The organism is Bradyrhizobium sp. SZCCHNR1093, from assembly GCF_032381175.1.
Lineage (GTDB): Bacteria > Pseudomonadota > Alphaproteobacteria > Rhizobiales > Xanthobacteraceae > Bradyrhizobium.
Genome location: NZ_JAUHJJ010000003.1, coordinates 489,642 through 514,430 on the forward strand (window position 1 = coordinate 489,642; position 24,789 = coordinate 514,430).

Consider the following 24,789-nt stretch of genomic DNA (forward strand, 5'->3'; position numbering starts at 1 on the left):
GTCTCCTCGCCCCATCAATCCTCTCCGATCAACATTCGTTCCGGAACGCGGTCCGCCCGGTCGGGTTGAAGCGTAAAGGGAGACGGTCACATGGCCAGATTTTCGTTGGGCACTTTGATCGTGATTGCAGGCCTCAGCACGCCCACAGCGGTGTTCGCGCAAGGCGGTCCGGGCGGTGGAGGAGGCGCTGGCGGCGGCGCGCCGGGTGCGGGGGCCGCCGGCACCGGCACGACCGGTATCGCCGCAGGATCAGGGGACGCCGCCGGTCTCGGCAACGCGCAGAACGGAGCCGGAAGCGGCAACAATCCCTCGCGGCTGTCGCAACCGGGGGCGGCAGGCACCAACGGGACTAACAGCCTCGGCACGGCGCAGTCGTCCGGTTCCGGCGCGAGCGGGTCGGGGTCGAGCAATTCCGGCGTCACGACCGGCACGGGTCGTGGAGCGGCGGGAGGCACCGCGGCAACGGGACCGAACCGCGCCGGTGATGCGACCGATGAGCAGATTCAGCAGGAGAACAAGACGGTCGACCGGAAGGTCAAGAGCATCTGCCGCGGTTGCTGAATATTGCCCGCGGCTCCGGACGTCACGCAACGACATCGAGATCGCGCAGATGTGAGCGGGGTTGCCCCCGCGCCGTTCCAAATTCGGCTTAGAGACATCCGGCTGAGAGTACCGAGTGCAATGACATTGTCATGCCGGTTGAATTTGGAGACGGATCGATGCGCAAGAGATTGATGGGATTGCTGGTGGGTGCCGTGATCGCGGCGGCGATGGTGCCCGGCATGGCATCGGCGCGCGGGCCGGGCGGCTTTCATGGCGGCGGTTTCCATCACGGATTCGGTTATCATCATGGCTTTGGTCCAGGCTTCGGAATCGGGTTCGGCTTCGGCTATCCCGGCTACTACGGTTACGGAGGCTATCCTTACTACTACCCGTACACCTACGAAGATCTCGGCGGCTGCTACGTCGCCCGCAAGCGCGTGCGCACGGCGCACGGCTGGCGCTATCGGAACGTCGAGGTGTGTGAATGAAGCTTGGGCGAGGTGACCGGCCGATCCGGTCACTTCGCCTTAACGACATCTCGTCACCTTTTGTTGGCGCTCCGATCGGCGGCGCACAACGGAGAAGTAGCTGGCGCAACGCTTGCATGGGATCCAGGCATGATGAACACACTCACATCCCCTGAACTCACGTTGGTCTTCATGGGCGTCGTCGTCGGCCTGGGCGCAGCGCTGGTCTGGATGGCCTGGGAGCTCGAGCAGGGCGGCAGGCAGCTGGCGAAGATCCGTCGCGACGATCATCGCCTGCGCTAACCGCCGACAGCCCCGAGCCCGCATGAGCGCAAGCGACATGCGGGACGTCTTGCGGGGGCAGTCTTCCCCGGTTCGCTCGCCCGGGCGGCGGCCGTCAGCTCAGCACGCCATATTTCTTGAACCACGCCTGCATCTGCACCCAGCCGTCCTCGGCGGCGTCCTTGCGATAGCTGGGGCGATAATCGGCGTGGAAGCCGTGCGGCGCGCCGGGATAGATCTTGAACTCCGCGGTCTTCTTGTTGTCGGCGAGCGCGGCCTTCATGGCCTCGACGCTGGCGACGGGAATACCGGTGTCGGCCTCGCCGTAGAGGCCGAGGACGGGCGCCTTCATCTCGGGTGCAAGCTGCGTCGGGCTCTTCGGCCAGGCCGGATTGGGCGGATCGATCAGCGGGCCGTAGAACGCGACGCCCGCCTTCAGCACCGAACTATGCGCCGCATATTCCCACACGTTGCGGCCGCCGCGGCAGAAGCCGACGATGCCGAGGCGCGAGGTGTCGCCGCCCTGCGACTTGGCCCAGGCCACGGTCGCGTCGAGGTCCGACATCAGCTCCGCGTCGGGCTTGGCATTCACGATCGGCAGCAGGTCCTTGATCTCGGTGATCTTGGTGAGGTCGGTCCCGCTGCGGAAGTAGTAGTCCGGCGCCACGGCCAACGCGCCGAGCTTGGCGAGACGGCGGGTCACGTCCTTGATGTACTGATGCAGGCCGAAGATCTCCATCGCGACCAGCACGACGGGCGGGTTGCTGGCGCTGGCGGGGCGGGCGAAATAGGCCGGCATGTCGCGGTCGCCGACCTTGATCTTCGCATCTCCGGCATTCAGGCCATTGCTGTCGGTGGTGATGACCTCGGCCCGCACCGGGCCGGCAGCCAGCGTGTAGCCGGCCGTCACGGCAGCGGACGCGGTCATGAAGCCGCGGCGTGAGAAGGGGGCGACCGTGGTCAGCCCGATGACATCGGAGGTCAGTGCTGGATCGGCGGACATGGGGGCTCCTCTGCGTCTTGCGGGCGCATTGAGCCGAGAATTGGCTGGGAAAAGCAAGTCACCAGCCGGAGAGCCGCGGCAGTCGGGTCCGTTCCGGGCGGTCGAACGCGATCCCACAAAGAACAAGGCCGTCGGCGCAGTATGGCGCCAACGACCTTGCCAGCCCCGGATATTGAAATTGGCCCTGTGCCATCCTGAAATTGGCTCGCCATCCGGTGAAGGCAGGATGGCGTGACTCCAGGTTTCAATCTGTGAAGCACTTCACAGGGGCCCGGGAAAATTCGGCGGGAAATTCTACGAGCAGGTGTCAGGACCGGCCATATCAGGACCGGTTGCGGCGATGCCGATGGCCGCTGCGGCTGGCATGGGCGCGGGCGCGGATGCTGCGGTTGCGCGGGGCCGGCGCGGCCTGCTCCGAGCTCTGGGTGCTGGCGAAGGACTGGCGCAGGCCGTCGATGGAGTCCTTCAAGGTCGAGACCTGGTCCGAGAGCCGCTTGGTGTCGGCCTGCTGGGCGGCGAGCAGGCGGCGCATGCTCTGCATCTGCTCCTGCATCATCTGCAGCTGGTCGATCGATTCCTGCTGGGTGGCTTCCAGGCCCTTGGTCTTCTCCACCAATTGCTCGGACGCCTGCACAGTGCGCGCCTGCAATTGCCGCGTCACCGCGCCGCGCTCGGCTTCCGGCGCGCCCCCATGGGCACGCCACAACATGATGCCGCCGATGCCCGCGACGAGCACCACGAGCGTCGCGGCTGCGAGCGCGATCGGCTGGGCGCCCTTGACGGGGCTCGGGCTGAGCTTCTCGGGGTAGCGTCTGGTGTCGCGCGTCACCGGATTCATCACGAAACCACCCAAATTGAAAAAGCTTCGGATGCTCCTCCCGAAAACTGGGAGAGGCGAAAACTCGAGCAGAGAACGCTGTTCGCCCAGCCCACAAATCGAGCGTCTGACGGACGAACCAAGTCGTCAAGGTTTGATTAGGAAATCCGACAAAAGCGAGGCCTGCAAGTCCGAAAGCGCGCCGCCGCGCCATGCACCATGCCGGTTCCGTGCGGCGGTCGCGACCAGCCGAAAAATGCGGCGGGACAGATGCTTACTGCGTTGCGCTGCAGTTCCGGCAGATCGTGAGCTTCTGCTTGAGGCGGGCCTCGTCGGCGAGGTCGGCCGCCTGTTCCTCCTCCCAGCTCATCCGGCCCCGATAGCCGGAGCTCGACTGCGCGGACATCACGTCGACCCGCGAGTCGCCACGGCGCTTGGCGCCTTTGCGCGGCGTGCCGATGTCCGGCTCCGTCGCAATCTCGGTGTCGGCGTCGGAGGTGGCGACACGGCCGTCCCAGTCGGCCGCAGCGCTCGTCGGCTGCGCGGCAATCACGGCGGGCGCAGCGGCCATCGCCGGCGTGGCTGCAGGTGCGCCGGCCGAGGCCAGCGGTCCCGAGCAGCCGGTGCCGGACATGCAGCAGTTCGCCAGCGTCAGGGCCGCGGCCAGCAGGGTCGCGCTTCGCAGGATCATCATCATGCCGACAACCTAAACCCGACGGTCAAGGGAAAACAAGGTTGGCCGGCCATTGCCGCGCCCCGCCTGCGACATATCGTCAAAGCAAGGCCAAAAAAAGTTGCGCATCGAGACGGCCTTACGCGAGGCGATGACGTGCCTCCCACCGTCCGCGACCCACGGCACGACGCCGAACTACGAAGTCCGCGACCCCGCGCCGCGGGGCTTTTTTTGTTCCGGCAGCTCACCACGGCTTGTCGGAAACTCGGCTTAGATAAGTATAAAAATACCGCTATTGATTGCGTCAGACTCTGAATTCAATCTTAAGTCGATTTTTTTGCGCGTGACGGCCAACCATGTGGTATTTGCTAACCGTTGTTCCGGCCGGCAGGGGGCGCGTGCGTGCGTGATGGGCACAAACTTCGGTTGTTGATCTATATTGCCATGATCGTTGTATCGGGCTGCCTGGCGGCTCCGATCGCATATAGCGGCAGGGGGATCTCGATCGCGGGATGCAAGCCGGCGCCGGAGCCTGATCAGTTCATCAGCTACTGTAGTGCGCGCCGATTTGGAGACTTCGAGCATGCTGCGTTTTGGTTCGGGATCGAGCGCAGGGCGCTTGCCAACCTGAAGGCAGCCGATGTGGTCTTTACTGGGTCGAGCCGCACGATGTTTGCTTTCAGCACGGCCGAAGTGCGGTCGTATTTTGCCGCACGCGGTCTACGGCAGTTTAATCTCGGATTCGGCTATGAGGACCAGCAGACGTTCTTCTCTGCGCTTGCGGTGAAGCACCATCTGCGTCCGCGTGTGCTGGTGATTGGCGTCGATCCCTATTTCAACGATCGGGTAAGCGAGCCCGCCCTGGCCGCGCTGCATGATGGATGGGAGCTCGGGCGGGCTCTGGTCAAGAAGGGGGAGATGTGGGCCCAGCCAGCCCTATGCAATTTACGGTTTGTCGACTGCGAAATTGCGCCGACGGCCTTCAGATCCTCAGTGGATGGCTATTTTCGTTGGCGGGATGTGCTGATGGCGGATCGCCAGCGTCCGCGAGTTCGTCGGAGCCAGTTGCGGGACTTTCAGGTCAATGTGCCGCTCTCGGCGATCGAGGCAAACAACTTCTTGAAGCGAATTGGCATGCCTGCCGACTGTGTCGTCCTGGTCCCGATGCCGACGACCGAAATCTGGCCAAAGCCGGATCCGACCAAGCAACTCGCCGAGACGATCGGGGCGATGTATATCGATGCTGATACCGGCGACGATCTCACCTTCGTCGACGAGGCTCATCTGTCATTTGACAGCTCGAAGCGGTTCTCGTCGGAGTTTGTTCGCGCGTTCGACCGACTGCCGCAGACGTGCTTGAACAATGGTCCATTGCCGGCTCAAGCCTCCGTGCTTCCTGGCGGGTGATGGAGCTAGGACGGTCGAGATCGCCGCTGGCCTCTAACGGCGGACGCTTGCATCTGCTCTCAGCACGGCGTCGTGGAGAGATTCACGGTGACAGTCGATCGTGCCCGACGCGCGAGAGATCCTGGCCGCAGCCTTTGCCACGGCCTGGTCGATTGAAGGCGCGGCTGCGCCCGATGGCAGACACTGATGCCAGCTACGCTTCTCTGGCATCACAATTCGAGAAACGGTAGGCCACTTTTCGCTATGGCAGCCGGACGGGGGCGCGCGCGCTCCCACGCAGCAGAGCGTAGTTCTTCTGCAGCCAGCGGATAAGGCGGGGGCTCACCGTTCTGCCGAGTTCCGACTCAAGCGCCTCGATGCGATCCTGCAACTGGAGGAGGTCGCTGTAGCGAGCTCGCATCCTTTCGCTCAGTTGGCTGTGGGTCGTAGCGATCTCGAGCGAGGGGCGGAACGCCTGGTCGATCGTCTTCCGCAGGACGACGTGCAGATTGAGCTGGGGGACGCGATTGTTGTCGGCGAGATGGGCCGGCTCATTCAACATCGTATCGCCGCCGAGACAAGTGATGCCGAGAGCGTCGATCCGGTTTTCGCCCGCATGGGTGACTGCGAGGCACTCGATCTCGTAGCCGTTGGCCTGGGCAAGCTCCCGGAAGAAGAGCGGCGTGTAGCAGAAGTATCCGTGGTCGAGATAGCCGCTCGCTGGCAGCTGATGGTAGATCACGCCGCCGACCTTCATGGCGTCATGCATCACTTCGAAACAGTTCCACTGATTGACGATGTGCTCGGTGGTACCGAAGTTGAGAACCACGTCGAAATGGCCACGGAGCTGCGAAGGGAGTTCGTCGAAGTTGAGATCCAGGATGTTGGTGTTCTTCAGCCCGGGACAAACATCGATCGCCTCATATTCGATGTTTGCGAGATCCGTGATCTCGGAAAGCATCGTCGTTCTCTCGTCCGCTCTTGGCGTCGAGAAGTGGACGAGCCGATCAACGGTTATTGCGTCAGGACGCGGCTGTCCCAGGCGCTCGACGATTTCCGTGATCTGCTCGGCGCGTGCGAAATAGATGGTCTGCGGCCCGATATCGAGAATTCTGTTTTTGCTGCCGGTCAGATGTCCGTTCCGCTGCAAGTAGATCACGGCATCGAGGTTCATCCCCATAGCAATGCCCCGCGCTAAAGTGGAAGCACTCTAGCACCACAGTCTCAGCGCGATCAATCTTCGCGTGTTGATTTGGAACGCAGCTGATCTTGGATTGTATGGCGGGGCTGCAGCAGCCGCCAACTCCTCAAAAAACGAGTATACTGAAAGACTTGCGCCTCGCGTACGGGCTCGAGGAACTGCGCGATCAGGTCAGTCGGGCCTGGCCCGAGCGGCCGAAGTGACGGGTGGATCGGCGAGCGGGACCGGAACGGTGCTGCCAAGCCGTGGAATTCAAGCGGTTTTCGTGAATTTCGGCTGGCTCAAAAAAGTTGCGGCCAGGCCTTGGGGGAGGCCTGGCCGCGCGCGAACCGGTCTGGGACGGGGAGGGGTGGGGATGTGACCGGGTCGCGTAACTCGAATTCGTGTCTCGCCTCTCTGATCAGCGTTCGCGGACGCCTTAGCGTTCTCTTGCGCTGGCGGTGGCCACTGCCGGGCGACCGTCGCCGAGCGAGACCCAGACGTTGGGATCGCCCTGCGACTGCCGCTTGACGAAGCGGTAGCCGGTCTCGGTCCAGGCGACGACGCTCTCGTTCTGATTGTCGAGCACGTATTCGCCCTTGTCGGTCTTCACGGTGAGGACGGCGTGTCCTTCACCCTTCTTGTCGCGCACCACCGTGATCAGCAGCGCCTCGCGGGGCCAGCCGGCATCGATCAGCAGCTTGCGCTTCAGCAGCACGTAATCCTCGCAGTCGCCGTAGCCGTCCGTCGGCAACGACCATTTCTCGACCACGCCCCAATGGTCCATGTCGGTGATGGGCTTGACGTTCTCGTTGACCCAGCGATTGACCTTTAGCAGATCGCGCCAGGCGGTCTGGGACAGCACGATGTCGCGGGGCTGCGACGCGCCGCCGCGGCATTCCTCGGGCGTCTCGGTGCAGAACTCGACCCAGCCGATCGGCGCCCGTGCGGTGTCGCCAAGGCTCGCATAGAGCACCCGGTCATCGCCGGCATGCGCCATCCCGCCCATCGCCATCAGGAAGGCTGCGACCGCCCACCCTTTTGCCTGTCCCGTCCGCTTGACCATTTTTGGCCCCCCGTTTTCGTTGGGACCATGTGTCTCATAAAGATTTTTCGCTGCCGCTAAATCGCCACGATGGATTTGACGCAAATCCAAGTAAAACAAAGGGCTTATTCGACTTTCACTTGAATCGAACTTAGCTAAAATTTGAATCGTTCGGGGTTGAATCGAATGCGCGGCATTAAGCCGGGAACCGCTGCCGTTGCAGGGTCTGCCGCGCTTTGCCCGCCAGCCATTAACCGCGCCAGACCACCTGTGCGCTGGCCGAACGCCACACGGCGCCCGCGGTGGCGGACGCCGTGTGCTCCGTGAAGTTGCGGGATTTCAGAGGCTTGCGGCTTTACCGCGCGGTAACGCTGTCTTCGAGCGTTTCGGCGATCTGGGCGTGCAGGAACTCGATCGCGAAGCCGCCTTCGAGATTTCGCACCACGCGCGCCTGCACGCGGCCGAGCATGACCTGCGATTTCAGCGGCGGCCGGGTCTCGGCCGCGATCGCCGCGCCCGACAGCGACATGTCGATGATGCGGCAGGTCATCTTGGTGCCGTCCTCGAGCGTCAGCACCGCGATCGGGTTGCGCGGAATGATACGGTCGTGGCGGCGATCCTCCGGCAGGTTGAGGATGTCGCGGTTGGCGAGCCAGGTCAGCTGCGCGGCGAGCTTGTCGCGCTTGCGCGCGGTGGCGCCGATCGTCATCGCAAAACCGTTGTCGATGATGCGGGTGATCTTGCCTTCGACGCGGCCGATATGGTCGAGATAGGCGATCACGCGGTCGCCGACATTGCCGATGCCCGGCGCGAGCAGCGCGAGGCCGCCCGGCGACATGTTGATCACCTGGCAGGGAAACTCACGGCGGTCCGGCAGCATGTAGCGGCCGAGCAGGTGGACCTTGACCCGCTGGAAACGGCGGCGCTCCTCGGCGGCCGGAAGAGAGAGTTTTTTGTTCGGCAACGCCATGTTTCGCCACTCAAAGCCGGCTCTTAGCGTGCCGGATGATCCAGTGTTGAAACTAAGTCCTGCACGGTTAATTCAGCGTTACGTTGTGCTCCTGCAGCACGCTGCCACGGCCTTTGACGAGCTGATAGAATGGGCAGGCGCGGCATCGCGCCAATGACACCAGTGAAGACGGGAGAGACGTTCATGCGGAGTTGGTTGGGAGCCGTGGCAGTCGTGGTCTGCGCAGCGGTTGGATCGTCGCCGGCCGCGGCGGCCGAGATGAAGGTGACCCTGCTCGGGACGGGCACGCCGACGCCGCGCCTGTCGAGCTTCAGCGCCTCCACCCTGATCGAGGCCGGGCCGGAGCGGCTGCTGTTCGACCTCGGACGCGGCTCCACGATCCGCCTGTTCCAGAAGAACATCCCGCTCGGCAGCGTCACCGCGCATTTCCTCACCCATCTGCATTCCGATCACGTGGTGGGGCTGCCGGACATGTGGCTGAGCGGATGGATCGGCACGCCCTGGGCCTCGCGCAAGGGGCCGATGGTCGTGTTCGGACCGAAGGGAACAGTGGCGATGACGGAGAATCTCACCAAAGCCTTCTCCGAGGACATCCGCATCCGCATCGATGACGAGCACTATCCGCCCGAAGGCGTCGCCTTCGCCGCGGCCGATATCGGGCCGGGCGTCGTCTACGAGCGTAACGGCGTCAGGGTCAGCGCCATCGAGGTCAATCACGGCGAGAAGATCAAGCCGGCGCTCGGCTATGTCGTCGAGTTCGACGGCAAGAAGGTCGTGCTGTCCGGAGACACCAAGCCCGATCCGCGGGTGGAGAAGGCGGCGAAGGGGGCCGATCTTCTGATCCATGAGGTCGCCGTCATCGATCCGGAGCTGCTGAAATCCTACCCGAACTACCGCGCCATCGAGGACCACCACACCTCGCCCGAGGAGGCCGGCAGGATCTTCAGCGAGGCGAAGCCGAAGCTCGCAGTCTACTCGCACATCGTGTTTGCGACCGTGAAGCCGGTCCAGGACGTGCCGGAGGATGCGCTGGTCGCGCGCACGCGCACGGCCTATCAGGGCCCGCTTGTCGTCGGGCGCGATCTTACTTCGTTCGTCATCTCGGATCATGTCGCCGCGTTCGCTCCCGACGGCAGTCTGCTCACCCCGCTGACCGGCTCGCGGTGAGGCGCGGGACGTAGCCCCGATCGCGTGGCCCGCATGTGATGCGACCACAGGTCGTCGCGACAAGATCCACACTCTCCAGACCGGATCTGGCGGCCTCCCGTCCCTCCGGTGACTTCAGCGGGAGGTTACATACCGTAAACAATGCTCTTGAAAGTAGAGCTTGAGCGCAGCACATTGTTCTGTGGAGCAATGAGGGGCACCGAGACGACGAGCCCATCGGCTTCAACGAGACGTCGTGTGCCGATCGTCGGCCGGGCGGGCACCTCAGTTCGCGCAGGATCTGGTGCGATGATACCGGGCATCGATTTCGGCGAGTTCCAGGAAGCGCTTGTCGCAGCGTTCAATCCTAGAGAATTGGAGATGATGGTCCGCGTTCGATTAAACGAACGGCTGGAAGACATTGTTACACCCGGTCCGAACAACTACGTGGCGTTTCAACTGATCGACTGGGCGGAGCGAAAGGGCGCGACGATCGTCGTCGATTTGGCTCGCGCTGCGTATCTTACGAAGCCTGACCACGAGAAGATACGACGCCTTTACGAGAAATTCGGCATGGCGCCGACGATGTCGGTACAGAACGCGGGCAAGTCCGTCACCGCGGCACCCGAGCGTGCCACCGCAAGCGGCCTCGAAGCGATCGTGCGTCCGCGACTTAAGACCTTCGATATGGGCGTGTGGCGGGGATGCATGGCACAGATCGAGGGCCAAGTTTGCCGCATTGAGTTTGACGGCAACGCGATGGGGACCGGCTTCTTGATCGGACCGGATCTCATCCTGACCAACTATCACGTGCTCGAGTCCGCGATCGAGGGGACGGCACGTCCGGCCGCGATCGCCTGCCATTTTGATTACAAGGTTCTCACCGATGGCTCGCGCTCGGAAGGAGTTGTCGTGCCGCTGCACGATTCAGATTGGCGCATCGACTTCGCGCGTTACAGCCAGGCCGAGGCCGAAGGTCAGCCGGACCGAGATCTTCCAGCGGTCGACGAACTCGATTTCGTACTCGCCCGCTTGGCGCGATCCATCGGCAACGAACCGATCGACAAGAACGCCGGCTCCGGTGCCCCGCGACGGCGCTGGATCGCAATGCCCAAGACACAGCCGCCACTTGAGATCGACATGCCGCTGCTGATAGCCCAACATCCGGACGGGAGCCCTTTGAAGCTCGCCGTGGACACGCAAGCTGTGCTCGGCGTGAACGGCAACGGCACACGGGTTCGCTATGCCACTAACAGCGACCGAGGCTCATCGGGGTCCCCGTGCTTCAATATGGAATGGTCGCTGGTTGCGATGCATCACATGGGCGACCCTGCCTGGGGCTCGCCGAAATTCAATCAGGGCATTCCGATTGGAATGATCCGCCAGCGGCTTGCAGGCAAGATCGAGTTCGAGGCGCCATGATGCGCTGGGTCCGCTTCGCTTCAAGTGAAAGGGCGTAGAGGCCATGGTCGAGACAGACGCTGCCGGCTCCGCGAAAGGGGCGGACTCTCTCTTGGACAAGAAGCTGCTCCATGGCATCTGCGATGCGTTCAACATGAACGATCTGAAGATCCTGGTTCGCACGACGATGGGCAAAGTCGTTTTCAATCGACTGTCCTGGGATCAGCCGAAACCGAACATCGTCCTCGATCTCCTGGATATGGTCGAAGGGGACGGCCGGCTTCTCGACCTGCTCAATGGCATCAAGAACTGGGAGGATCAACAGTCCAACGAGGCCCTTCAGAGGGTTGTCGACGAGCACCTTGATCGCATTTCCACCCCGGCCAGCGTCAAGACGCTCAACACCGGGATCAATAGCCTGCGTCGGGAAGTCGAGGAGGACGCCGGGATACGCTCCGTCGTCGCCGCCTCGCGCAAAACGCTCGACCAGGTCAGCAGCAGAATCGACGCTCTTTTTCATTACAAGGAGCTGCACGATTGCCTGCACGACATCCAATTGCGACATTACCGCGAGATCATCGATTGTGCCAAGGAACTGGGGCGCGATCCGCAAGCATCGTTCGGGCTCCAACAACACGTCATCGACCTCGCGAAAATCTGCAGCCGCGTGCGCGAGGCGGCCGAGCTGCTCCCGGAGGTCGGCGCCGATAGGACGCATGTGCGGGGCTGGATAGAGGAGCTCGAATCGGCGATTCCGAAATTGCGGAAGGCCGTTCGCGACGAGGATACGCACGATGTGATCACTGCGGTGTTCCCGTTTCGGAGCGTGATCGTCTCCGAACAGAGCAGGGTCAATGCATCGCTCAACCGATATGCCGAAGAGCTCCCGTTGCGAGAGCTGAGCGAAATCCTCGCCAATGCTGTCGCCGCCAAACCGGCAGGGGATGCGTCGGCTGCCGACCTTCAAGAGGCGATCGCATCTTTGAGGAACATCAAGTCGCAACTGAGTAGCCGGGTTGCGGAACACGACAAATGGCAGAGAATCGAGAAGGATTTCTGGGAGGCTGAAGACAACATCGAAAAGAACACACCGGAATCGCTCGACCTGTTCAAGGAATTCTGGCCGGCGATCAAGTCGCGCGTCGACGAGATCGCATCCACGCAGGCTGAAGCGGACTGGGCGAAGGATGCGAAGGAGTACGCCAGCCGGGTCGACGAGACGATCGCCAGCCACGTTACCAATTTCGGCACGCTGCGCAGAAATTTCAAACTATTCCGCGATACGGCGCTTCTTCACTTCTTCAATGTCGATCGAGATCTCAAGGCGCAGTGTGGAGACATCCTGAAGATCCGTGAGCCTTTGCGAGAACTGTCTGACAAGGTGTGAGCCATGTCGAAAGATCACCAAGTTGCGCCGGAAGCCTCAGGACCGGTGCCGTCAACATTCACCTCGCTAACCGAGTTGCGCGCCGAACACATCGCGTTGATGCGCGCGGCCCGCGATCGAGAGAACGACCAAGATCTGCTTGCCGACGTCCATAAGTTCGTCGATCGGGCGCAGGCGGCGGGACGATGGATAGATTCGCCGGCCGACCGCGAGGCTGCCCAGAACATCATTACCTACTGGACGTCGTATCAGTTTTCGGCCGGCGATCGGGAGGCTCTCTCTGCCACGCTGCCCGCCCTCGCCCCCTTCGACCCATCGCACGCCCCGGACCTCACCAGCGCCGCCAATCCCTACATAGGGTTGAACCCGTTCGACGAAGGCGACGCAGGGCGCTTTTTCGGGCGCGAGGAGGCTGTCCGAAGACTTCTGGAGCAGCTTCGCGAACAGCGAGTAGTGCTCGTCACCGGCCCGATGGGAAGCGGCAAGACATCGATTGTAATGGCCGGCGCCATCCCAAGGATGAAGTCGCAGATTGTCGGGGAAGGCAAGAGCCCGCTCGTTCTGGTCGTAGTTCCGAGAGCAGATCCGTTCGCCGCGTTGCTCACGAGCATATATGAGGCGGCTGCCAATCCCGCATTACCCAAACTCGAAACATGGATCACCGAGCAGAAGCAGAAGCTCGAACGTTCGCCAGAGCTTTTTGGCGCCCTGCTCGACGGCGTATTTCCGGGGCGGCCCGTTATCATGGTTGTCGATCAGCTCGAGCAGATCTTTACGATCTGCTCGGACGAGAAGACGAGGGAGGGCTTTGTTCAGGCACTGGTCGGAGCGCGTGGCCAGCCGGACCGGACCATCCTCATTATCGAGGAGCGGTACCAGCAACCGGCGCTTCAGCTCGCCGCGCTCAAGTCACTCGGGGAGAACCCGGCCGCGCGCTTCTCGCTTGCGCCGCCCAACGCTGCCGAAGTGCAGCACATCATCGAGAGCGCGGCCACCACGGTCGGGCTCAAGTTCGACGAGGGAATCGTCGAGGACCTCGCCAAGAGTGTTGCCGGCGATGCGGGCGCGCTGGCCATGCTGCAATTTGCCCTTGGAAGGCTGTGGGACCAGCGCGAGCGCAACCGCATCACCTGGGAAGCCTATCATAAGGTGGGCAAGCCGCGAGACGCTCTGATCCGTACGGCAGAAGCGATTTACGCCGGTCTGACGTCTGACGACCAGGCGGCCGCGAGGTGCGTCTTCCTGCAACTGGTGCAGCCCGACGTGGAGGGGTTCATCCGCCGCCGGGTGCGGCGGGACGTTCTGGTGCAGATCGCGCCTGCCGGTCGCGTCGACCATGTTCTGGAGCGATATGTGGATGCCGAGCTCATCCGGCGTAGTCCAGGCGTCGGCTGGGACGACGATCGCTTCGATCTGGCCCACAGCGCGCTGATCGACGGCTGGCCGCGATTGCGCGACTGGCTGCAGGACGAGCGGAACCGCTCCAAGGCGAAGCTGCAGCTCATCGCGACGGCGCAGCGCTGGCAGGCATCCGGCTTCGACGCCGGTTATCTGCTCTCCGGCGCCGCTCTGGACGACGCGGCGTCCTACATGGAGGGCGCGCCGGAGCTCAAGGAGCTCGTGGCGGCCAGTCGGGCCCACAACGAGCTGCAGGCGCGACGATATTCCCGCGCCAGGAACGGCGCGCTGATTGTCATGGCGGCCTTGCTCGTTTTTGCGGTGTGGGGCTGGCGAAAGGCGGATTTGGAGGAGCAATCCGCGCTGCGGAGCGCGAAAAGTGCATTTTCCGTCGTCGGGAGCGTGCTCGATGTAATTCAGGATCAGCTCAATACCGGCGCAATCCAGGTTTCGAGTGCTGAACGGCTGCTGCGCGGCGCCGAGAAGATCTTCGGTGCCGTCGAGAATCGGCCGGAAGTCATGGAGTATCGCGCCAAGCTGCTGACGAAGTTCTCGGATGTGTACCTGCTGGTTGGAGCACATGACGCTGCCTTAACACAAGTCGAAGAGGCCAAAGACCTCGCTGACCAGCTCCTCGAGAACGACGCCGAGAACGACGAGTGGAAGAAGCTGCGTTATGAGGTTGCGTTCCGCCTCGGAGACGCCTTCGAGGGCCGTGACCTGAAGCGATCCGCAGCGGAACTTGATTACGCGCTACGGATTGCGCAGCGGCTGGCTGACAAGAACCCCGCGGACGGCGCAGCGCGCCCAAGAATCGCATTCGTCGAGAACAAGATTGCGGACAGCCTCCTGAATACGGACTGGAAGGGGGCTCTGGATTGGTACCGGAAATCCCTTGCGATTGGCACCGCTCTCCTGGCTCAGGACCCGAACGATCCGGATGCGCAGAAGGCCGTGGCGGATGCTCGGACCCGGATCGGCGATGTCCTTGCTGCGCACGATCGTCCGAAGGAAGCTCTGGCGGAATACGAGCAGGCAATGACGATACGGGAAGCCCTGGTCCGCAGGGAGCCGAAAAACAACATCTATCGATCCAATTTGTCGAGGATCTACGAGCAGATCGGCCGAGTGCACAAGATGCAAGACCAGCTCGACGACGCACTGAAGTACTTCCAGATGGCAGTCGACCTCTCAGCCGGCCTCGCCCGCGACGATCCCGACAAGGTCGACTGGAAAATTCGCCTCGCCCGGCAATACGTCATCATCGGCGATTCGGTGGCAGAGCAGGACCCGGCGGGCGCGATCGAAAGATACCGCAGTGCCCTGGCAATTCGCGAGGAGATCACCGCAAAGGACCTCAATAAAGTGGCATGGACGCGCGACGTAGCCGACACACACGATAGGCTTGGGAGCGCCTGGCGAAGGCAGCACGACTTCGTAAACGCGCTCAAGGAATATGATGCCGGTCTGCAAATCCGGCTGCAGCTCGCGGGAAGGTTTCCCGACGATAGCAAGCGTCAACTTGAGCTGGCGGAAGGCTACGAGCGCATCGGTGACGCCGCGCGCGAGCAGAGCGAGCCGGGAAAAGATGACCGCTCCCTGCAAGACGCCGTCGACGCCTATCGCAAGGGCCTCGTCGTCGTCAACGCACTCATAGCCAAAGACCCGAAGAGCGGGGCAGAGAAGGTGCGCGAAAGGTTCCAGGCGAAACTCTCGGCCCTTACAACAATCCGCTAGCGGTAACGCAATTGGAGTATTTGCGGTTGCTTCTGCACAGAAGTCCTAACTACGCGAGCCGTAGTCAGCGCAGGCCCTCATACACCATCAAGCCGCGGGCGAGCGCGAGCTTGCGCAGCGCGCGCGGCACGATCGGCTCGGCCGGCGGATGGATGTAGCGCCATGACACCATCTCCAGCGGTCCGAGCGCGCCTCGCGGCGTCTCGAACGGGGCGAGCAGGCCGGTCAGGCTGATCGGCTCGTGCGCGCGCGTCGCGAACGGCAGCAGCAGCAGCTCGAAATGCGCCGTCGTGCGATCCGGTCCCTGCGCCTTGACGCCGGCGATCGCCGGCAGCGTCTCCTCGCACACGACCATCGTGATCTCTTCGATCTCGCGGCGGCTGGCGGGCGCGAACTGCGCCGGGAAGCTCCTGTCCTTGACGTCGCCGCCGAGCAGGGCGCACAGCCGCGTGCCGGCCATGCGGAACGGAAAGCCGCTGTCGGCGTCGCAGGACAAGACGAAGATGTCGCCGAGCAGCTCGCGCACGGCCGACGGCTCGAAGTCGCAGCGCTCCGGCGCCTTGGCATGGCCGCGCCTGTCGTTCCAATAGGCGAAGAGCTCGCGATTGGACGGATGTTTCATCTCGGTGATCCCTCGCGCCCTCGACGTCACGGAGGACATTGCTGTCCCGCTTTCGTCCAGGCGCCTCCCTGGTTTGTTTTCGCAGGAGGGGCGGTGCAGCGTCCATGCCGATGGTGCGATCGTGCCGGCTTTCCCCCGGCCTTCCGCGCGTTAAGGTTAAATTAACGATGAGCTTGGCGGCCGCCGAGCGATCGTTAACAATGCGTTCATCAGATCGCGGCCGGACGGTGGAAGGTCCGCCGCGATACGGTGAGGTACACGCAGGCGGCGTCAAACAAGTCTGGTCGTCGCGACGGGGCGGGGTGGGGAAAACAAACCCGGGCGCTCCGGACGCGGCAGAGGCCGGCAAGTCTCGGAGGGAGGGTTTTCTCAGGACCCTCCCTCGTTCTTTTTGCGGATCCGCCGCCCTTTCTCCGCCGCTGCCACCGCGCCGCACGTCAACTCTGCCGCCGTGCGCTTGCACAGGCCGGCCAAAGCCGCCTATCTGACGGATCTGTTCCTCTCGTCGAAGGCGTGCGTTCCGTTGGATTCCTCCTCGTCAGACCTCACGCAGGATCCGCCGCTCCAGCAGGCGCGGGAGCCGATCCTCAATCTGCCGGGCGCACTGACCGCCTACATCCTGCTGATCGCGGTGATCCATCTGCGCGTGCTGTTGCCGGACGAGTGGAACGGCTGGATCATCGACCTGTTCGCCTTCGTCCCGAAACGATACGACCAGACCCTGATGGACGGGGCGTTTCCCGGCGGCACGCCGGCCAAGATCTGGACCTTCGTCAGCTATTCGCTGCTGCACGCCAATCTGGCGCATATCGGCTTCAACGTGCTGTGGCTGCTGCCATTCGGCAGCGCGCTCGCGCGCCGCTTCGGGGCGGCCCGGTTCTATCTGTTCATGGCGGTGACGGCGGCGGCCGGTGCGCTGGCGCATCTGCTCACCCATGAGCACGCGCTGGCGCCGATGATCGGCGCCTCGGCCTCGGTGTCCGGCACCATGGCGGCCGCGATGCGCTTTGCCTTCGTGAGCGGCAGCTTCCTGTCGTTCACTCGCGGCGATGCCGAGGCGGCGGCCAGGGTTCCGGCATTGTCGCTGTCGCGTGCGCTGCGCAATCCGCGCGTCCTCGGCTTTCTGGCAGTGTGGTTCGGCGTCAACATCGTGTTCGGCATCGGCGGCATCACGCCCGGCGCCGAGGGCGCCGACGTCGCCTGGCAGGCTCATATCGGCGGCTTCATCGCCGGCCTGATCCTGTTTGCGCTGTTCGATCCCACCCCGCATGTGCGTGACGATGCTGCGCCTGCGTTACCGTCCGACGTGGTCGACCGTTAGTTGCCGCAATCCTGCGCTTGCGAGCGCAGGTGATTTCATTCATCATTTGCGTCCACTGCAACCGGAGCACGATTCCGGATGAACGAAAGCAGGCCATTTTGTGCCGCGCAGGCCAGCCTGCCGAGTGCAATGCAACCAAGGCGTGATCGGGAGGATTGGATCCGTTGCGTTGCCAGACTGTTGATTGAAGACTCGCTTGACTGACGATCGCTGGAAGCATCGGCCGCAACGACGCCTCGCTCAAGAAGGCACACCGGCCCCTGAAGGAGACGAGCAATGACAGTACGTGCGATCCTCGACATCAAGGGCCATCAGGTCGAGAGCGTCGAGTCCCAGACCACACTCGCCGAAGCCGCCAAGCGGCTCGCCGACCGCAAGATCGGCGCGGTGCTGGTGATGTCGGGCTCCCGGATGGAGGGCATCCTATCCGAGCGCGACATCGTCCGCGCGCTCGGCGAGCGCGGCGCCTCGGCGCTCACCGAGCCGGTGTCGAACGTGATGACGCGGCGGGTGGTGAGCTGCAAGCCGGCGGATACCGTCGCCTCGATCATGGAAGTGATGACGAACGGCAAGTTCCGCCATCTGCCGGTGATCGAGGGCGGCGTCGTCGTCGGCCTGATCTCGATCGGCGACGTCGTGAAGTGGCGCGTCCAGGAATACGAGACCGAGCAGGAAGCCCTGCGTCAGTACATCAAGACGGCGTAGTCGTCGCTCCGCCGCCGGTCGGCGTCACCGCGCCGGTCGCCTGGCCGATGGTCTCCTGGATCGAATCCAGCGCACGTTCGGCCGCCCTGGTGCCGAACGCGATGAGGTCGGCCGCGCGGTGGAAGTCGAACCAGCCGATCTGGCCGACGCGCGGCGAGATCAGAAGGTCCGGCGGATCGCCGGCGAGACGTGCGCGGGTGATGCGGTCCTGCATGATGTTGAAGGCATCGACCATCACCGACGAGATGCCCGGCCGGCCGCCGCCGCCGAAGAACTGCCGCTTCACCGCGCGCTCCGGCGAGAACAGCCTGCCGAAGCGGCGCTTGGGCGGCGCGCTCTCCATCACCGTCTCCGGCACCTCGACCGGCTGGCCATGCGAGTAGATCGTCGTCGAATGCGTGAACACGTCGCTGGACAGGTTGGCGGCGATCACGATCTCGGCGCCGAGCGCGCGCGCTGCCGACACCGGCACCGGGTTCACCATGGCGCCGTCGACCAGCCAGCGGTCGCCGATCAGGACCGGCGCGAAGATGCCGGGCAGGGCGTAGGAGGCGCGCATCGCATCGACCAGGCTGCCATGGGTCAGCCAGATCTCGTGACCGGTGCGGATTTCGGTCGCCACGGTTGCGACCTTCATCGGCAGCTCCTCGATGGTGACGCGGCCGAGCGAGGCTTCGAGCTGGGCGGCGAGCTTCTCGCCGCCGATCAGGCCGGAGCCGTTGAGGCGGATGTCGAGATAGCCGAGGATGTTGCGCATCTGCAGGCTGCGCGCCCATTCCTCCAGGGTATCGAGCTGGCCGGCCGCATAGGCACCGCCGACCACGGCCCCGATCGAGGTGCCGACCACGACGTCGGGCACGATGCCGTGCGCCATCAGGGTTCGGAGCACGCCGATATGGGCAAAGCCGCGCGCCGCACCGCCGCCGAGCGCCAAGCCGATGACCGGCTTGCGGATCGTCCCAAGACCGACATCGGAACCTTCGGTTCCGCTCGCACGGCGTCCTTTCAGAATATCCAGCACCGAGATCTCCACGCCTACGCATACTGTGTGCAATGAGTCGGCAACGGACTCATGACGCATGACAGCCTAGCACCAGCCTACCAGAAGCATCCTTTATGCCGGGTCGACGGAAGCATCGGATGCCGCTGATGTGAACGCTCTCCTGGACGGAACTGCGCGCTCCGGCCGCTCACCGCCGGAGAATGCGACCAAGTCGCGCGCCGCTCATGCGGTTCCTCGGGGACAGTTGAGTAGAGGCTTGAATTTGCCGCGTTTTCGGTCAAAAGCAGGACGATGACGACAGGTCGCGGGTTCACCAGATTCCGGCGCAGCAGGCGGCTATGGCTTGTGCTTGCCTTGTCGTGCCCGCTGACCGGACTCTCAATGTCGCCGGCCGCAGCGCAACTGTTCAGCGACAGGCCGCCGCCGGTTCCGCCGGCCTCGGTGCCCGATCCCGGGGCAGCGGTCAGCCTGGCACCACCCTCCGGCCCCATTCCGCCGCCGGCACCCCAGGCGCTGCCGGGACCGCCGGTCGCCGCGATTCCACCCGGCGCGCCGGCTGCGATCCCCCCGGTTGCCGCTCCGCCGGCCGCAGCCCCCAATCAGGGCGTGCTGTCGCTGTCGGCGCGGTTCGGCAAGGACCTGCCGAACATCAATGGCGGGCTGGTCTGGCGCGTGTTCGCCGACCGGCCGGACGAATCCGGCGCCTTCAAGATGCTGCGCGAGGATCGCGGCGCAACGCCGAACATCGTGCTGCCGCCCGGTACCTATGTCGTTCATGTCGCGCTCGGTCTCGTCAGCGCGGTCAGGTCCGTGAACCTGAAGCCGGAGACCGATCGCGAATCCTTCGTGCTGCCGGCCGGGGGCCTGCGTCTCGAGGGCAGGGTCGGCACCAGCAAGATCCCGCAGAACCAGATATCGTTTGCCATCTATAAGGGCAGCCAGTTCGACGGCCGCGAGCGGGCGCCGCTGGTGCCGAACGTCGCCGCCGGCGACATGCTGATGCTGCCGGAGGGGACCTACTACATCGTCTCCAACTATGGCGACGCCAACTCGGTGGTGCGCTCCGACATCCGCGTCCAGGCCGGCAAGCTCACCGATGTCACGGTGACGCATCGCGCTGCGGTCATCACCTTGAAGCTCGTCTCCGACAAGGGCGGCGAGGCGCTCGCCAACACGGCCTGGTCGGTCATCAACCCTGGCGGCGACGTGATCAAGGAATCGATCGGCGCCTTCCCCAAGGTCGTGCTGTCCGAAGGCGACTACCGCGCCATCGCCAAGAACGAAGGCAAGGTGTTCGAGCGCTCCTTCAGCGTCGTCAACGGCGTCGACGGCGAGGTCGAGGTGCTCGCGCGGTAAGCGGCTCGCACGTGAAATGGCCCCGCAGAAGGACACCGACTCTCCCCGCTATCTATGAGAGCCAATCTCTGGGAGAGCCGCATGCAGATATGCCACATCATCCGCCAGGCCATCGAGATCGGCGAGCGCAAGGGCTGGATCACGTTCGACGAGCTGAACGCACTTTGCCCGGGTAACACAGTCGAACCCGAGGACATCGAGCGGATCATGCAGGCGCTGAGCGACGCAGGCATCCGTCTGGAGGAGGAGTGATGCAAGAACAGCGTTTTTGGCAGGAGCGCGCCTGACCACGGGTGTCGTCCCGGCGAACGCCGGGACCCATACCGCGGATGCTATCGGGGGACGTCGCTGTCAGTGGCCCGCATCACCGCGGCCGGTGACTATGGGTCCCGGCTCAAGGCCGGGACGACAGCGGTGATTGTCGAAGCAGTGGTGCGCGACACGACTCGCTAAGTCGTGCCACATCTGCCCGTCGGGTTACTTTGTCGCAGTTATTTGTTCTTGTGTCGTCGGGCAAATCAGGTCGATCTTTCCGCGCATCCCGCCTCGAGATGAGGGGCGTATCGCGGTCGTCACGAGACGCGAGGCGGGGAGCGGTGGGCGTGGTGGATTGCAGCGCGGGTTGCTCGCGCCGACGAACAATTCGCCACGCACGGTCAAGTCGCGCGGTCCTGATATCCCGATGCTGATATCAACTCACGTTGAGGCTTCGCTTCGCGTGGGGATGGTGGCCAGAAAGCCCGGCGCACCAGGGAGAACGCGAAGCAGCCGTTCAGCCATCGCGCAGGGAGGGCCGGGTTTCCGGCTGACCCGTGGTACCTGCCGCCTGCATTTTTTTCGCAGGCGGGCCACGGACCTCAGTCGAGGTCCGGCTCTCCCTGCGCCCTCTGTTCGAAGAGGGCGGTTCGATCAGCAAAACTCGGGCCGATATTGTCGCGAGATCGCAGGTTCACATCCGCATCTATGCCGTATCGGTATCGACCTCGCCGTTGCGACATAGGCGACGAACGTGAAGCGATGCTGTCACAGTCGCTAATGCGCGATAACCATGGAACCACTTAAAACTGTCACAATCGCTGCGCGCCACGCGCGAAGCCAATGCATTTACAGCTCGTTAAAGCCGCGTCTGCTTCAGATACCGCCGGGACCGACAGGGTGGCGATTGAGTGGGAATGATGAGTGCCGCGACGACCAAGGCGTTGACGACGATCAGCAGCGATCTGTTTGACGACATCCCGGTGCTCAGGCGCAAATGGCAGGCCGCGTTGAAGCCGGGCCAGCGCCTGCCGCGCTACGAGGACGTCATGCTGGGCAGCCTCGGCCGTCTCGCCGATCATATCGCGGTGCTCAACAACGAAGACGGCGGTCTGCAGATTTCGCGCAGCGGCCGCTACGTCCAGCAATGGCTGCAGGACGAACGCTGGGGCGTCGCGGTCGAGGCCGTGTCGCCGGATTGCGCCACCGTGCTGGTGGAGGCCGCCAACTGCGCGCTCGCCAGCGGCCAGCCCTATCTCGCCCATGCGCATTGTGTGCGCGACGGCATGGTTCGCAGCTATGACGTCCTGGCGCTGCCGACCAACTCGCGGTGGGGCAGCACGCTGGTCGGGACCTACGTCAACGAGCGCGACGCGCAATATAATCTGCTCGATGCGATCTTCTCGACGACGGATGACGGCGTGGTCTCGCTCGCAACCATCCGCGACAGCGTCGGCATGCCCTGCGATTTTCAGGTCGTCCATCACAATCGCGCGGCGGCCGAGCTGCTCAGGCTGCCATCGGCGACGCTGCAGTGGCATCGCCTGAAGCAGGGCGGCAACATGCTGTGCACGCCCGAGGTGATGGCGCGGCTGTTCGACGTTGTCACGCAGGGGCGAAGCGACCAGTTCGAGCTCGACAGCGAAGCCCGCAGTCTCAGGCTCGGCGCCCACGCCTTCGGCGACATCATCTCATTGACCATTGCCGACGTGACCGCGCTGAAGCGGCGCGAGGCCTCGTTCCGGCTGCTGTTCGACGCCAATCCGGTGCCGATGTGCATTCTCGACGCGAAGACCGCGCAGATCCTCAATGTCAACGATGCGATGGTCGGCCACTACGGCTACGGCCGGGCGGACCTCCTTTGCATGAACGTCTGGGATCTCTGGCCGCCGGGCGAATGGGAAAGCCTGGATGACGCGCTGTTGCGGCTTGCCGACGGTGACTTGTTTCATCGCGACTGGCGCCATCGCAAGGCCGATGGCAGCGAGATCGAGGTGCTGACCTACGGCCGAGAGATCACCTTCGACGGCCGGGACGGCGTGCTGGTCGCGATCGTCGATATCACCGAGCGCCGTCGCGCCGAGGCGCGCATCGCCTACATGGCGCACCATGACGGGCTGACCGGCCTGCCGAACCGCGAGTTCTTCCAGCAGCGCCTCACGCAGGAGCTCGACGGCGCCGGCGCGGCCGACCGGCGCATCGCGGTGATGTGCATCGACCTCGACCTGTTCAAGACCGTCAACGACTCCTTCGGTCATCCGATGGGCGACCGGCTGCTGCAGGCGGTCGCCGGCCGCCTGACGCAGCAGATGCATGGCGGCAAGCTGGCGGCGCGGCTCGGCGGCGACGAGTTCGCGGTGATCATCAGCCAGAGCAGTGGCGTCAACGACGCGAGCGAATGTGCCGCCCGCCTGATCGCGGCGCTCGGCGCGCCCTATGACATCGACGGCAATGAGCTCGTGATCGGCGCCTCCATCGGCATCGCGCTGTCGCCGGGCGACGGCGCGAGCTGCGAGGAGCTGATGAAGAACGCCGACATGGCGCTGTATCGCGCCAAGCAGGACGGCGGCCGCGTGCATCGCTTCTTCGAAAAGGAGATGGACCGCCAGGCGCAGAAGCGGCGCGACATGGAGCACGATCTGCGCCGCGCCTTCGCGCATGGCGAGTTCGAGCTGCACTACCAGCCGCTGGTCGATGTCGCGACCAACGCCATCTCTGCCTTCGAATGCCTGCTGCGCTGGCGTCATCCCGACAAGGGCATGATCTCGCCGGCCGACTTCATCCCTGTGGCTGAGGACATTGGCCTGATCGTGCCGCTCGGCGAATGGGTGCTGCGCGAGGCCTGCCACGAGGCGGCACGATGGCCCGATGGCATCAAGGTGGCGGTGAACCTCTCCGCCGTGCAGTTCCGCAGCCGCAACCTGGTGCAGGTCGTGGTCCAGGCGCTGGCGCAGTCGGCGCTGGCGCCGGAGCGGCTCGAGCTGGAGATCACCGAGTCGATCCTGCTCGCGGAGACCGAGGCCAATCTGGCGACGCTGCATCAGCTGCGCCAGCTCGGCATCCGCATCTCGATGGACGATTTCGGCACCGGCTATTCCAGCCTGAGCTATCTGCGCAGCTTCCCGTTCGACAAGATCAAGATCGACCGCTCCTTCGTGAAGGACCTCGCGCAGCGCTCCGACTGCCTCGCCATCGTCCGGGCCATCTCCGGCCTCGGCAAGAGCCTCAACATCATCACCACCGCCGAGGGCGTCGAGACATCGGATCAGCTCGACTGGCTGCGCGCCGAAGGCTGCAACCAGGTCCAGGGCTTTCTGTTCAGCGCCGCAAAGCCGGCATCGGAGATCGCGGGGTTGCTGGCGCAATTCGGCGCGCGGTCGTCGAAGGCAGCGTGATGGTTGACGAGTGCGCAGTGCGTAGCCCGGGCGAGCGGAGCGGCCCCCGGGAACACCGTCCCCCGCATGTCGCTTCGCTCATGCGGGCTACGGACTGCGGGCTTCGTTGTCAGAACCGCGTCACGATCTCCGCCAGCGCCGGCCGCGGGCGGTCTTCGTTCGGCTTGGTCGGCTTGCCGATATGAATGAGCCCGGCGAGCTTCTCCTCCGGCTTCAGGCCGAGCCCGTTCATCACATCGCGATCGAACATGAACCAGCCGGACAGCCAGCAGCCGCCATAGCCGAGCGCGGTGGCGGCGGTCAGGATGTTCATCGCGCTGGCGCCGGCGGAGAGCTCCTGCTCATAGGCCGGCACCTTGGGATGCGGCCGGGTGAAGCTGACGAGGCCGATCACCAGCGGCGCCTCCATCAGGCGGTTCTTCTCGACCTCAAGCTCGGCCGCGCTGGCCTGCGGGTTGTTCTTGGCGAAGACGGACGCGATGACCTCACCGGCGCGGCGGCGGCCGTCGCCCTCGAACACGATGAAGCGCCACGGCGCGAGCTTGCCATGGTCGGGCACGCGGGCGCCGATGGTCAGGATGGTGTCGAGCTCGGCGGGCGAGGGGCCGGGGCCGCTCATCTCGCGCGGCTTCACGGAGCGGCGGGTTTTCAGCAGTTCAATCGCATCGGTCACGTCGTGATGTCTCGTTGGTTGCAC

General features: G+C 64.0%; 22 protein-coding genes. 13 read left to right on the forward strand and 9 right to left on the reverse strand.

Features of this window, described 5'->3' with window-relative positions:
• The first annotated feature begins 90 nt into the window (after positions 1 to 90).
• The 3 genes from QX070_RS13290 (at position 91) to QX070_RS13300 (ending at position 1,313) form a co-directional block, all read left to right on the forward strand.
• Positions 91 to 561: a hypothetical protein gene (locus QX070_RS13290; RefSeq protein ID WP_315737489.1), complete on the forward strand. Its 471-nt coding sequence runs from the start codon at positions 91 to 93 to the stop codon at positions 559 to 561.
• A gap of 158 nt (positions 562 to 719) precedes the next feature.
• Complete coding sequence (locus tag QX070_RS13295) at positions 720 to 1,031, forward strand: hypothetical protein (protein ID WP_315737490.1); 312 nt, start codon at positions 720 to 722, stop codon at positions 1,029 to 1,031.
• A gap of 129 nt (positions 1,032 to 1,160) precedes the next feature.
• Entirely contained in the window at positions 1,161 to 1,313 is a 153-nt protein-coding gene (locus QX070_RS13300) for a hypothetical protein (RefSeq protein ID WP_315737739.1), read from the forward strand.
• A 94-nt stretch (positions 1,314 to 1,407) separates the two neighbouring features.
• Here the strand turns inward: QX070_RS13300 and QX070_RS13305 are convergent, their stop codons facing one another.
• From QX070_RS13305 to QX070_RS13315, 3 genes are all read right to left on the reverse strand, one after another.
• A complete protein-coding gene (locus QX070_RS13305; RefSeq protein ID WP_409998846.1) occupies positions 1,408 to 2,220 on the reverse strand; it encodes a dienelactone hydrolase family protein in 813 nt (270 codons plus the stop codon).
• A gap of 397 nt (positions 2,221 to 2,617) precedes the next feature.
• A complete protein-coding gene (locus QX070_RS13310) occupies positions 2,618 to 3,133 on the reverse strand; it encodes a hypothetical protein (RefSeq protein ID WP_315737492.1) in 516 nt (171 codons plus the stop codon).
• Between the two features lie 253 nt (positions 3,134 to 3,386).
• A complete protein-coding gene (locus tag QX070_RS13315; RefSeq protein ID WP_315737493.1) occupies positions 3,387 to 3,809 on the reverse strand; it encodes a hypothetical protein in 423 nt (140 codons plus the stop codon).
• Positions 3,810 to 4,211: 402 nt separating this feature from the next.
• On the opposite strand from QX070_RS13315, the gene QX070_RS13320 reads away from it, so the two are divergent.
• The gene (locus QX070_RS13320) at positions 4,212 to 5,192 is read left to right on the forward strand and encodes a hypothetical protein (RefSeq protein ID WP_315737494.1); all 981 of its coding nucleotides are present in this window, start codon (positions 4,212 to 4,214) and stop codon (positions 5,190 to 5,192) included.
• 241 nt (positions 5,193 to 5,433) lie between these two features.
• Here QX070_RS13320 and QX070_RS13325 read toward each other — a convergent pair whose 3' ends face one another.
• From QX070_RS13325 to QX070_RS13335, 3 genes are all read right to left on the reverse strand, one after another.
• A complete protein-coding gene (locus QX070_RS13325) occupies positions 5,434 to 6,345 on the reverse strand; it encodes a methyltransferase domain-containing protein (protein WP_315737495.1) in 912 nt (303 codons plus the stop codon).
• 445 nt (positions 6,346 to 6,790) lie between these two features.
• A complete protein-coding gene (locus tag QX070_RS13330) occupies positions 6,791 to 7,417 on the reverse strand; it encodes a transglutaminase-like cysteine peptidase (protein ID WP_315737496.1) in 627 nt (208 codons plus the stop codon).
• Between the two features lie 334 nt (positions 7,418 to 7,751).
• A complete protein-coding gene (locus QX070_RS13335; RefSeq protein WP_315737497.1) occupies positions 7,752 to 8,366 on the reverse strand; it encodes a PilZ domain-containing protein in 615 nt (204 codons plus the stop codon).
• A gap of 183 nt (positions 8,367 to 8,549) precedes the next feature.
• Here QX070_RS13335 and QX070_RS13340 point away from each other — a divergent pair, with 183 nt between their 5' ends.
• The 4 genes from QX070_RS13340 to QX070_RS13355 all read left to right on the forward strand — a co-directional run bounded on the left by QX070_RS13340 (position 8,550) and on the right by QX070_RS13355 (position 15,435).
• A complete protein-coding gene (locus QX070_RS13340) occupies positions 8,550 to 9,533 on the forward strand; it encodes an MBL fold metallo-hydrolase (protein ID WP_315737498.1) in 984 nt (327 codons plus the stop codon).
• Between the two features lie 237 nt (positions 9,534 to 9,770).
• Positions 9,771 to 10,934, forward strand: a complete 1,164-nt coding sequence (locus QX070_RS13345; protein WP_315737499.1) for a trypsin-like peptidase domain-containing protein — start codon at positions 9,771 to 9,773, stop codon at positions 10,932 to 10,934.
• Between the two features lie 43 nt (positions 10,935 to 10,977).
• Positions 10,978 to 12,300: a hypothetical protein gene (locus QX070_RS13350; RefSeq protein WP_315737500.1), complete on the forward strand. Its 1,323-nt coding sequence runs from the start codon at positions 10,978 to 10,980 to the stop codon at positions 12,298 to 12,300.
• A 3-nt stretch (positions 12,301 to 12,303) separates the two neighbouring features.
• Positions 12,304 to 15,435 (forward strand): tetratricopeptide repeat protein, encoded by a 3,132-nt coding sequence (locus QX070_RS13355; RefSeq protein ID WP_315737501.1) that lies wholly within the window; start codon positions 12,304 to 12,306, stop codon positions 15,433 to 15,435.
• 64 nt (positions 15,436 to 15,499) lie between these two features.
• Here QX070_RS13355 and QX070_RS13360 read toward each other — a convergent pair whose 3' ends face one another.
• Complete coding sequence (locus QX070_RS13360) at positions 15,500 to 16,057, reverse strand: PAS domain-containing protein (RefSeq protein ID WP_315737502.1); 558 nt, start codon at positions 16,055 to 16,057, stop codon at positions 15,500 to 15,502.
• 523 nt (positions 16,058 to 16,580) lie between these two features.
• On the opposite strand from QX070_RS13360, the gene QX070_RS13365 reads away from it, so the two are divergent.
• Positions 16,581 to 17,378: a rhomboid family intramembrane serine protease gene (locus QX070_RS13365; RefSeq protein ID WP_315737726.1), complete on the forward strand. Its 798-nt coding sequence runs from the start codon at positions 16,581 to 16,583 to the stop codon at positions 17,376 to 17,378.
• A 276-nt stretch (positions 17,379 to 17,654) separates the two neighbouring features.
• Positions 17,655 to 18,083 carry a CBS domain-containing protein gene (locus QX070_RS13370; RefSeq protein ID WP_315737503.1) on the forward strand — a complete coding sequence of 143 codons (429 nt, stop codon included), beginning with the start codon at positions 17,655 to 17,657 and terminating at the stop codon, positions 18,081 to 18,083.
• Here the strand turns inward: QX070_RS13370 and QX070_RS13375 are convergent.
• A complete protein-coding gene (locus tag QX070_RS13375) occupies positions 18,070 to 19,104 on the reverse strand; it encodes a patatin-like phospholipase family protein (RefSeq protein WP_315737504.1) in 1,035 nt (344 codons plus the stop codon). The two genes, QX070_RS13370 and QX070_RS13375, sit on opposite strands and share 14 nt — an antisense overlap.
• A gap of 273 nt (positions 19,105 to 19,377) precedes the next feature.
• Here QX070_RS13375 and QX070_RS13380 point away from each other — a divergent pair, with 273 nt between their 5' ends.
• From QX070_RS13380 to QX070_RS13390, 3 genes are all read left to right on the forward strand, one after another.
• On the forward strand, positions 19,378 to 20,442 hold the full coding sequence (locus tag QX070_RS13380) for a hypothetical protein (RefSeq protein WP_315737505.1): 1,065 nt from the start codon (positions 19,378 to 19,380) through the stop codon (positions 20,440 to 20,442).
• A gap of 81 nt (positions 20,443 to 20,523) precedes the next feature.
• Positions 20,524 to 20,694 carry an RNA polymerase sigma factor region1.1 domain-containing protein gene (locus QX070_RS13385; RefSeq protein ID WP_315737506.1) on the forward strand — a complete coding sequence of 57 codons (171 nt, stop codon included), beginning with the start codon at positions 20,524 to 20,526 and terminating at the stop codon, positions 20,692 to 20,694.
• 923 nt (positions 20,695 to 21,617) lie between these two features.
• Complete coding sequence (locus QX070_RS13390) at positions 21,618 to 24,092, forward strand: putative bifunctional diguanylate cyclase/phosphodiesterase (RefSeq protein WP_315737507.1); 2,475 nt, start codon at positions 21,618 to 21,620, stop codon at positions 24,090 to 24,092.
• 109 nt (positions 24,093 to 24,201) lie between these two features.
• Here QX070_RS13390 and QX070_RS13395 read toward each other — a convergent pair whose 3' ends face one another.
• On the reverse strand, positions 24,202 to 24,765 hold the full coding sequence (locus tag QX070_RS13395) for a nitroreductase (protein ID WP_315737508.1): 564 nt from the start codon (positions 24,763 to 24,765) through the stop codon (positions 24,202 to 24,204).
• Positions 24,766 to 24,789: the final 24 nt, after the last annotated feature.

Excerpts from the sequence above, each read along its gene's own strand:
- QX070_RS13290 (WP_315737489.1), top strand. The coding sequence starts at position 91 with ATGGCCAGATTTTCGTTGGGCACTTTGATCGTGATTGCAGGCCTCAGC.
- QX070_RS13295 (WP_315737490.1), top strand. The coding sequence starts at position 720 with ATGCGCAAGAGATTGATGGGATTGCTGGTGGGTGCCGTGATCGCGGCG.
- QX070_RS13300 (WP_315737739.1), top strand. The coding sequence starts at position 1,161 with ATGATGAACACACTCACATCCCCTGAACTCACGTTGGTCTTCATGGGC.
- QX070_RS13305 (WP_409998846.1), bottom strand. The coding sequence starts at position 2,220 with ATGACCGCGTCCGCTGCCGTGACGGCCGGCTACACGCTGGCTGCCGGC.
- QX070_RS13310 (WP_315737492.1), bottom strand. The coding sequence starts at position 3,133 with ATGAATCCGGTGACGCGCGACACCAGACGCTACCCCGAGAAGCTCAGC.
- QX070_RS13315 (WP_315737493.1), bottom strand. The coding sequence starts at position 3,809 with ATGATGATGATCCTGCGAAGCGCGACCCTGCTGGCCGCGGCCCTGACG.
- QX070_RS13325 (WP_315737495.1), bottom strand. The coding sequence starts at position 6,345 with ATGAACCTCGATGCCGTGATCTACTTGCAGCGGAACGGACATCTGACC.
- QX070_RS13330 (WP_315737496.1), bottom strand. The coding sequence starts at position 7,417 with ATGGTCAAGCGGACGGGACAGGCAAAAGGGTGGGCGGTCGCAGCCTTC.
- QX070_RS13335 (WP_315737497.1), bottom strand. The coding sequence starts at position 8,366 with ATGGCGTTGCCGAACAAAAAACTCTCTCTTCCGGCCGCCGAGGAGCGC.
- QX070_RS13340 (WP_315737498.1), top strand. The coding sequence starts at position 8,550 with ATGCGGAGTTGGTTGGGAGCCGTGGCAGTCGTGGTCTGCGCAGCGGTT.
- QX070_RS13350 (WP_315737500.1), top strand. The coding sequence starts at position 10,978 with ATGGTCGAGACAGACGCTGCCGGCTCCGCGAAAGGGGCGGACTCTCTC.
- QX070_RS13355 (WP_315737501.1), top strand. The coding sequence starts at position 12,304 with ATGTCGAAAGATCACCAAGTTGCGCCGGAAGCCTCAGGACCGGTGCCG.
- QX070_RS13360 (WP_315737502.1), bottom strand. The coding sequence starts at position 16,057 with ATGAAACATCCGTCCAATCGCGAGCTCTTCGCCTATTGGAACGACAGG.
- QX070_RS13370 (WP_315737503.1), top strand. The coding sequence starts at position 17,655 with ATGACAGTACGTGCGATCCTCGACATCAAGGGCCATCAGGTCGAGAGC.
- QX070_RS13380 (WP_315737505.1), top strand. The coding sequence starts at position 19,378 with ATGACGACAGGTCGCGGGTTCACCAGATTCCGGCGCAGCAGGCGGCTA.
- QX070_RS13385 (WP_315737506.1), top strand. The coding sequence starts at position 20,524 with ATGCAGATATGCCACATCATCCGCCAGGCCATCGAGATCGGCGAGCGC.
- QX070_RS13390 (WP_315737507.1), top strand. The coding sequence starts at position 21,618 with ATGAGTGCCGCGACGACCAAGGCGTTGACGACGATCAGCAGCGATCTG.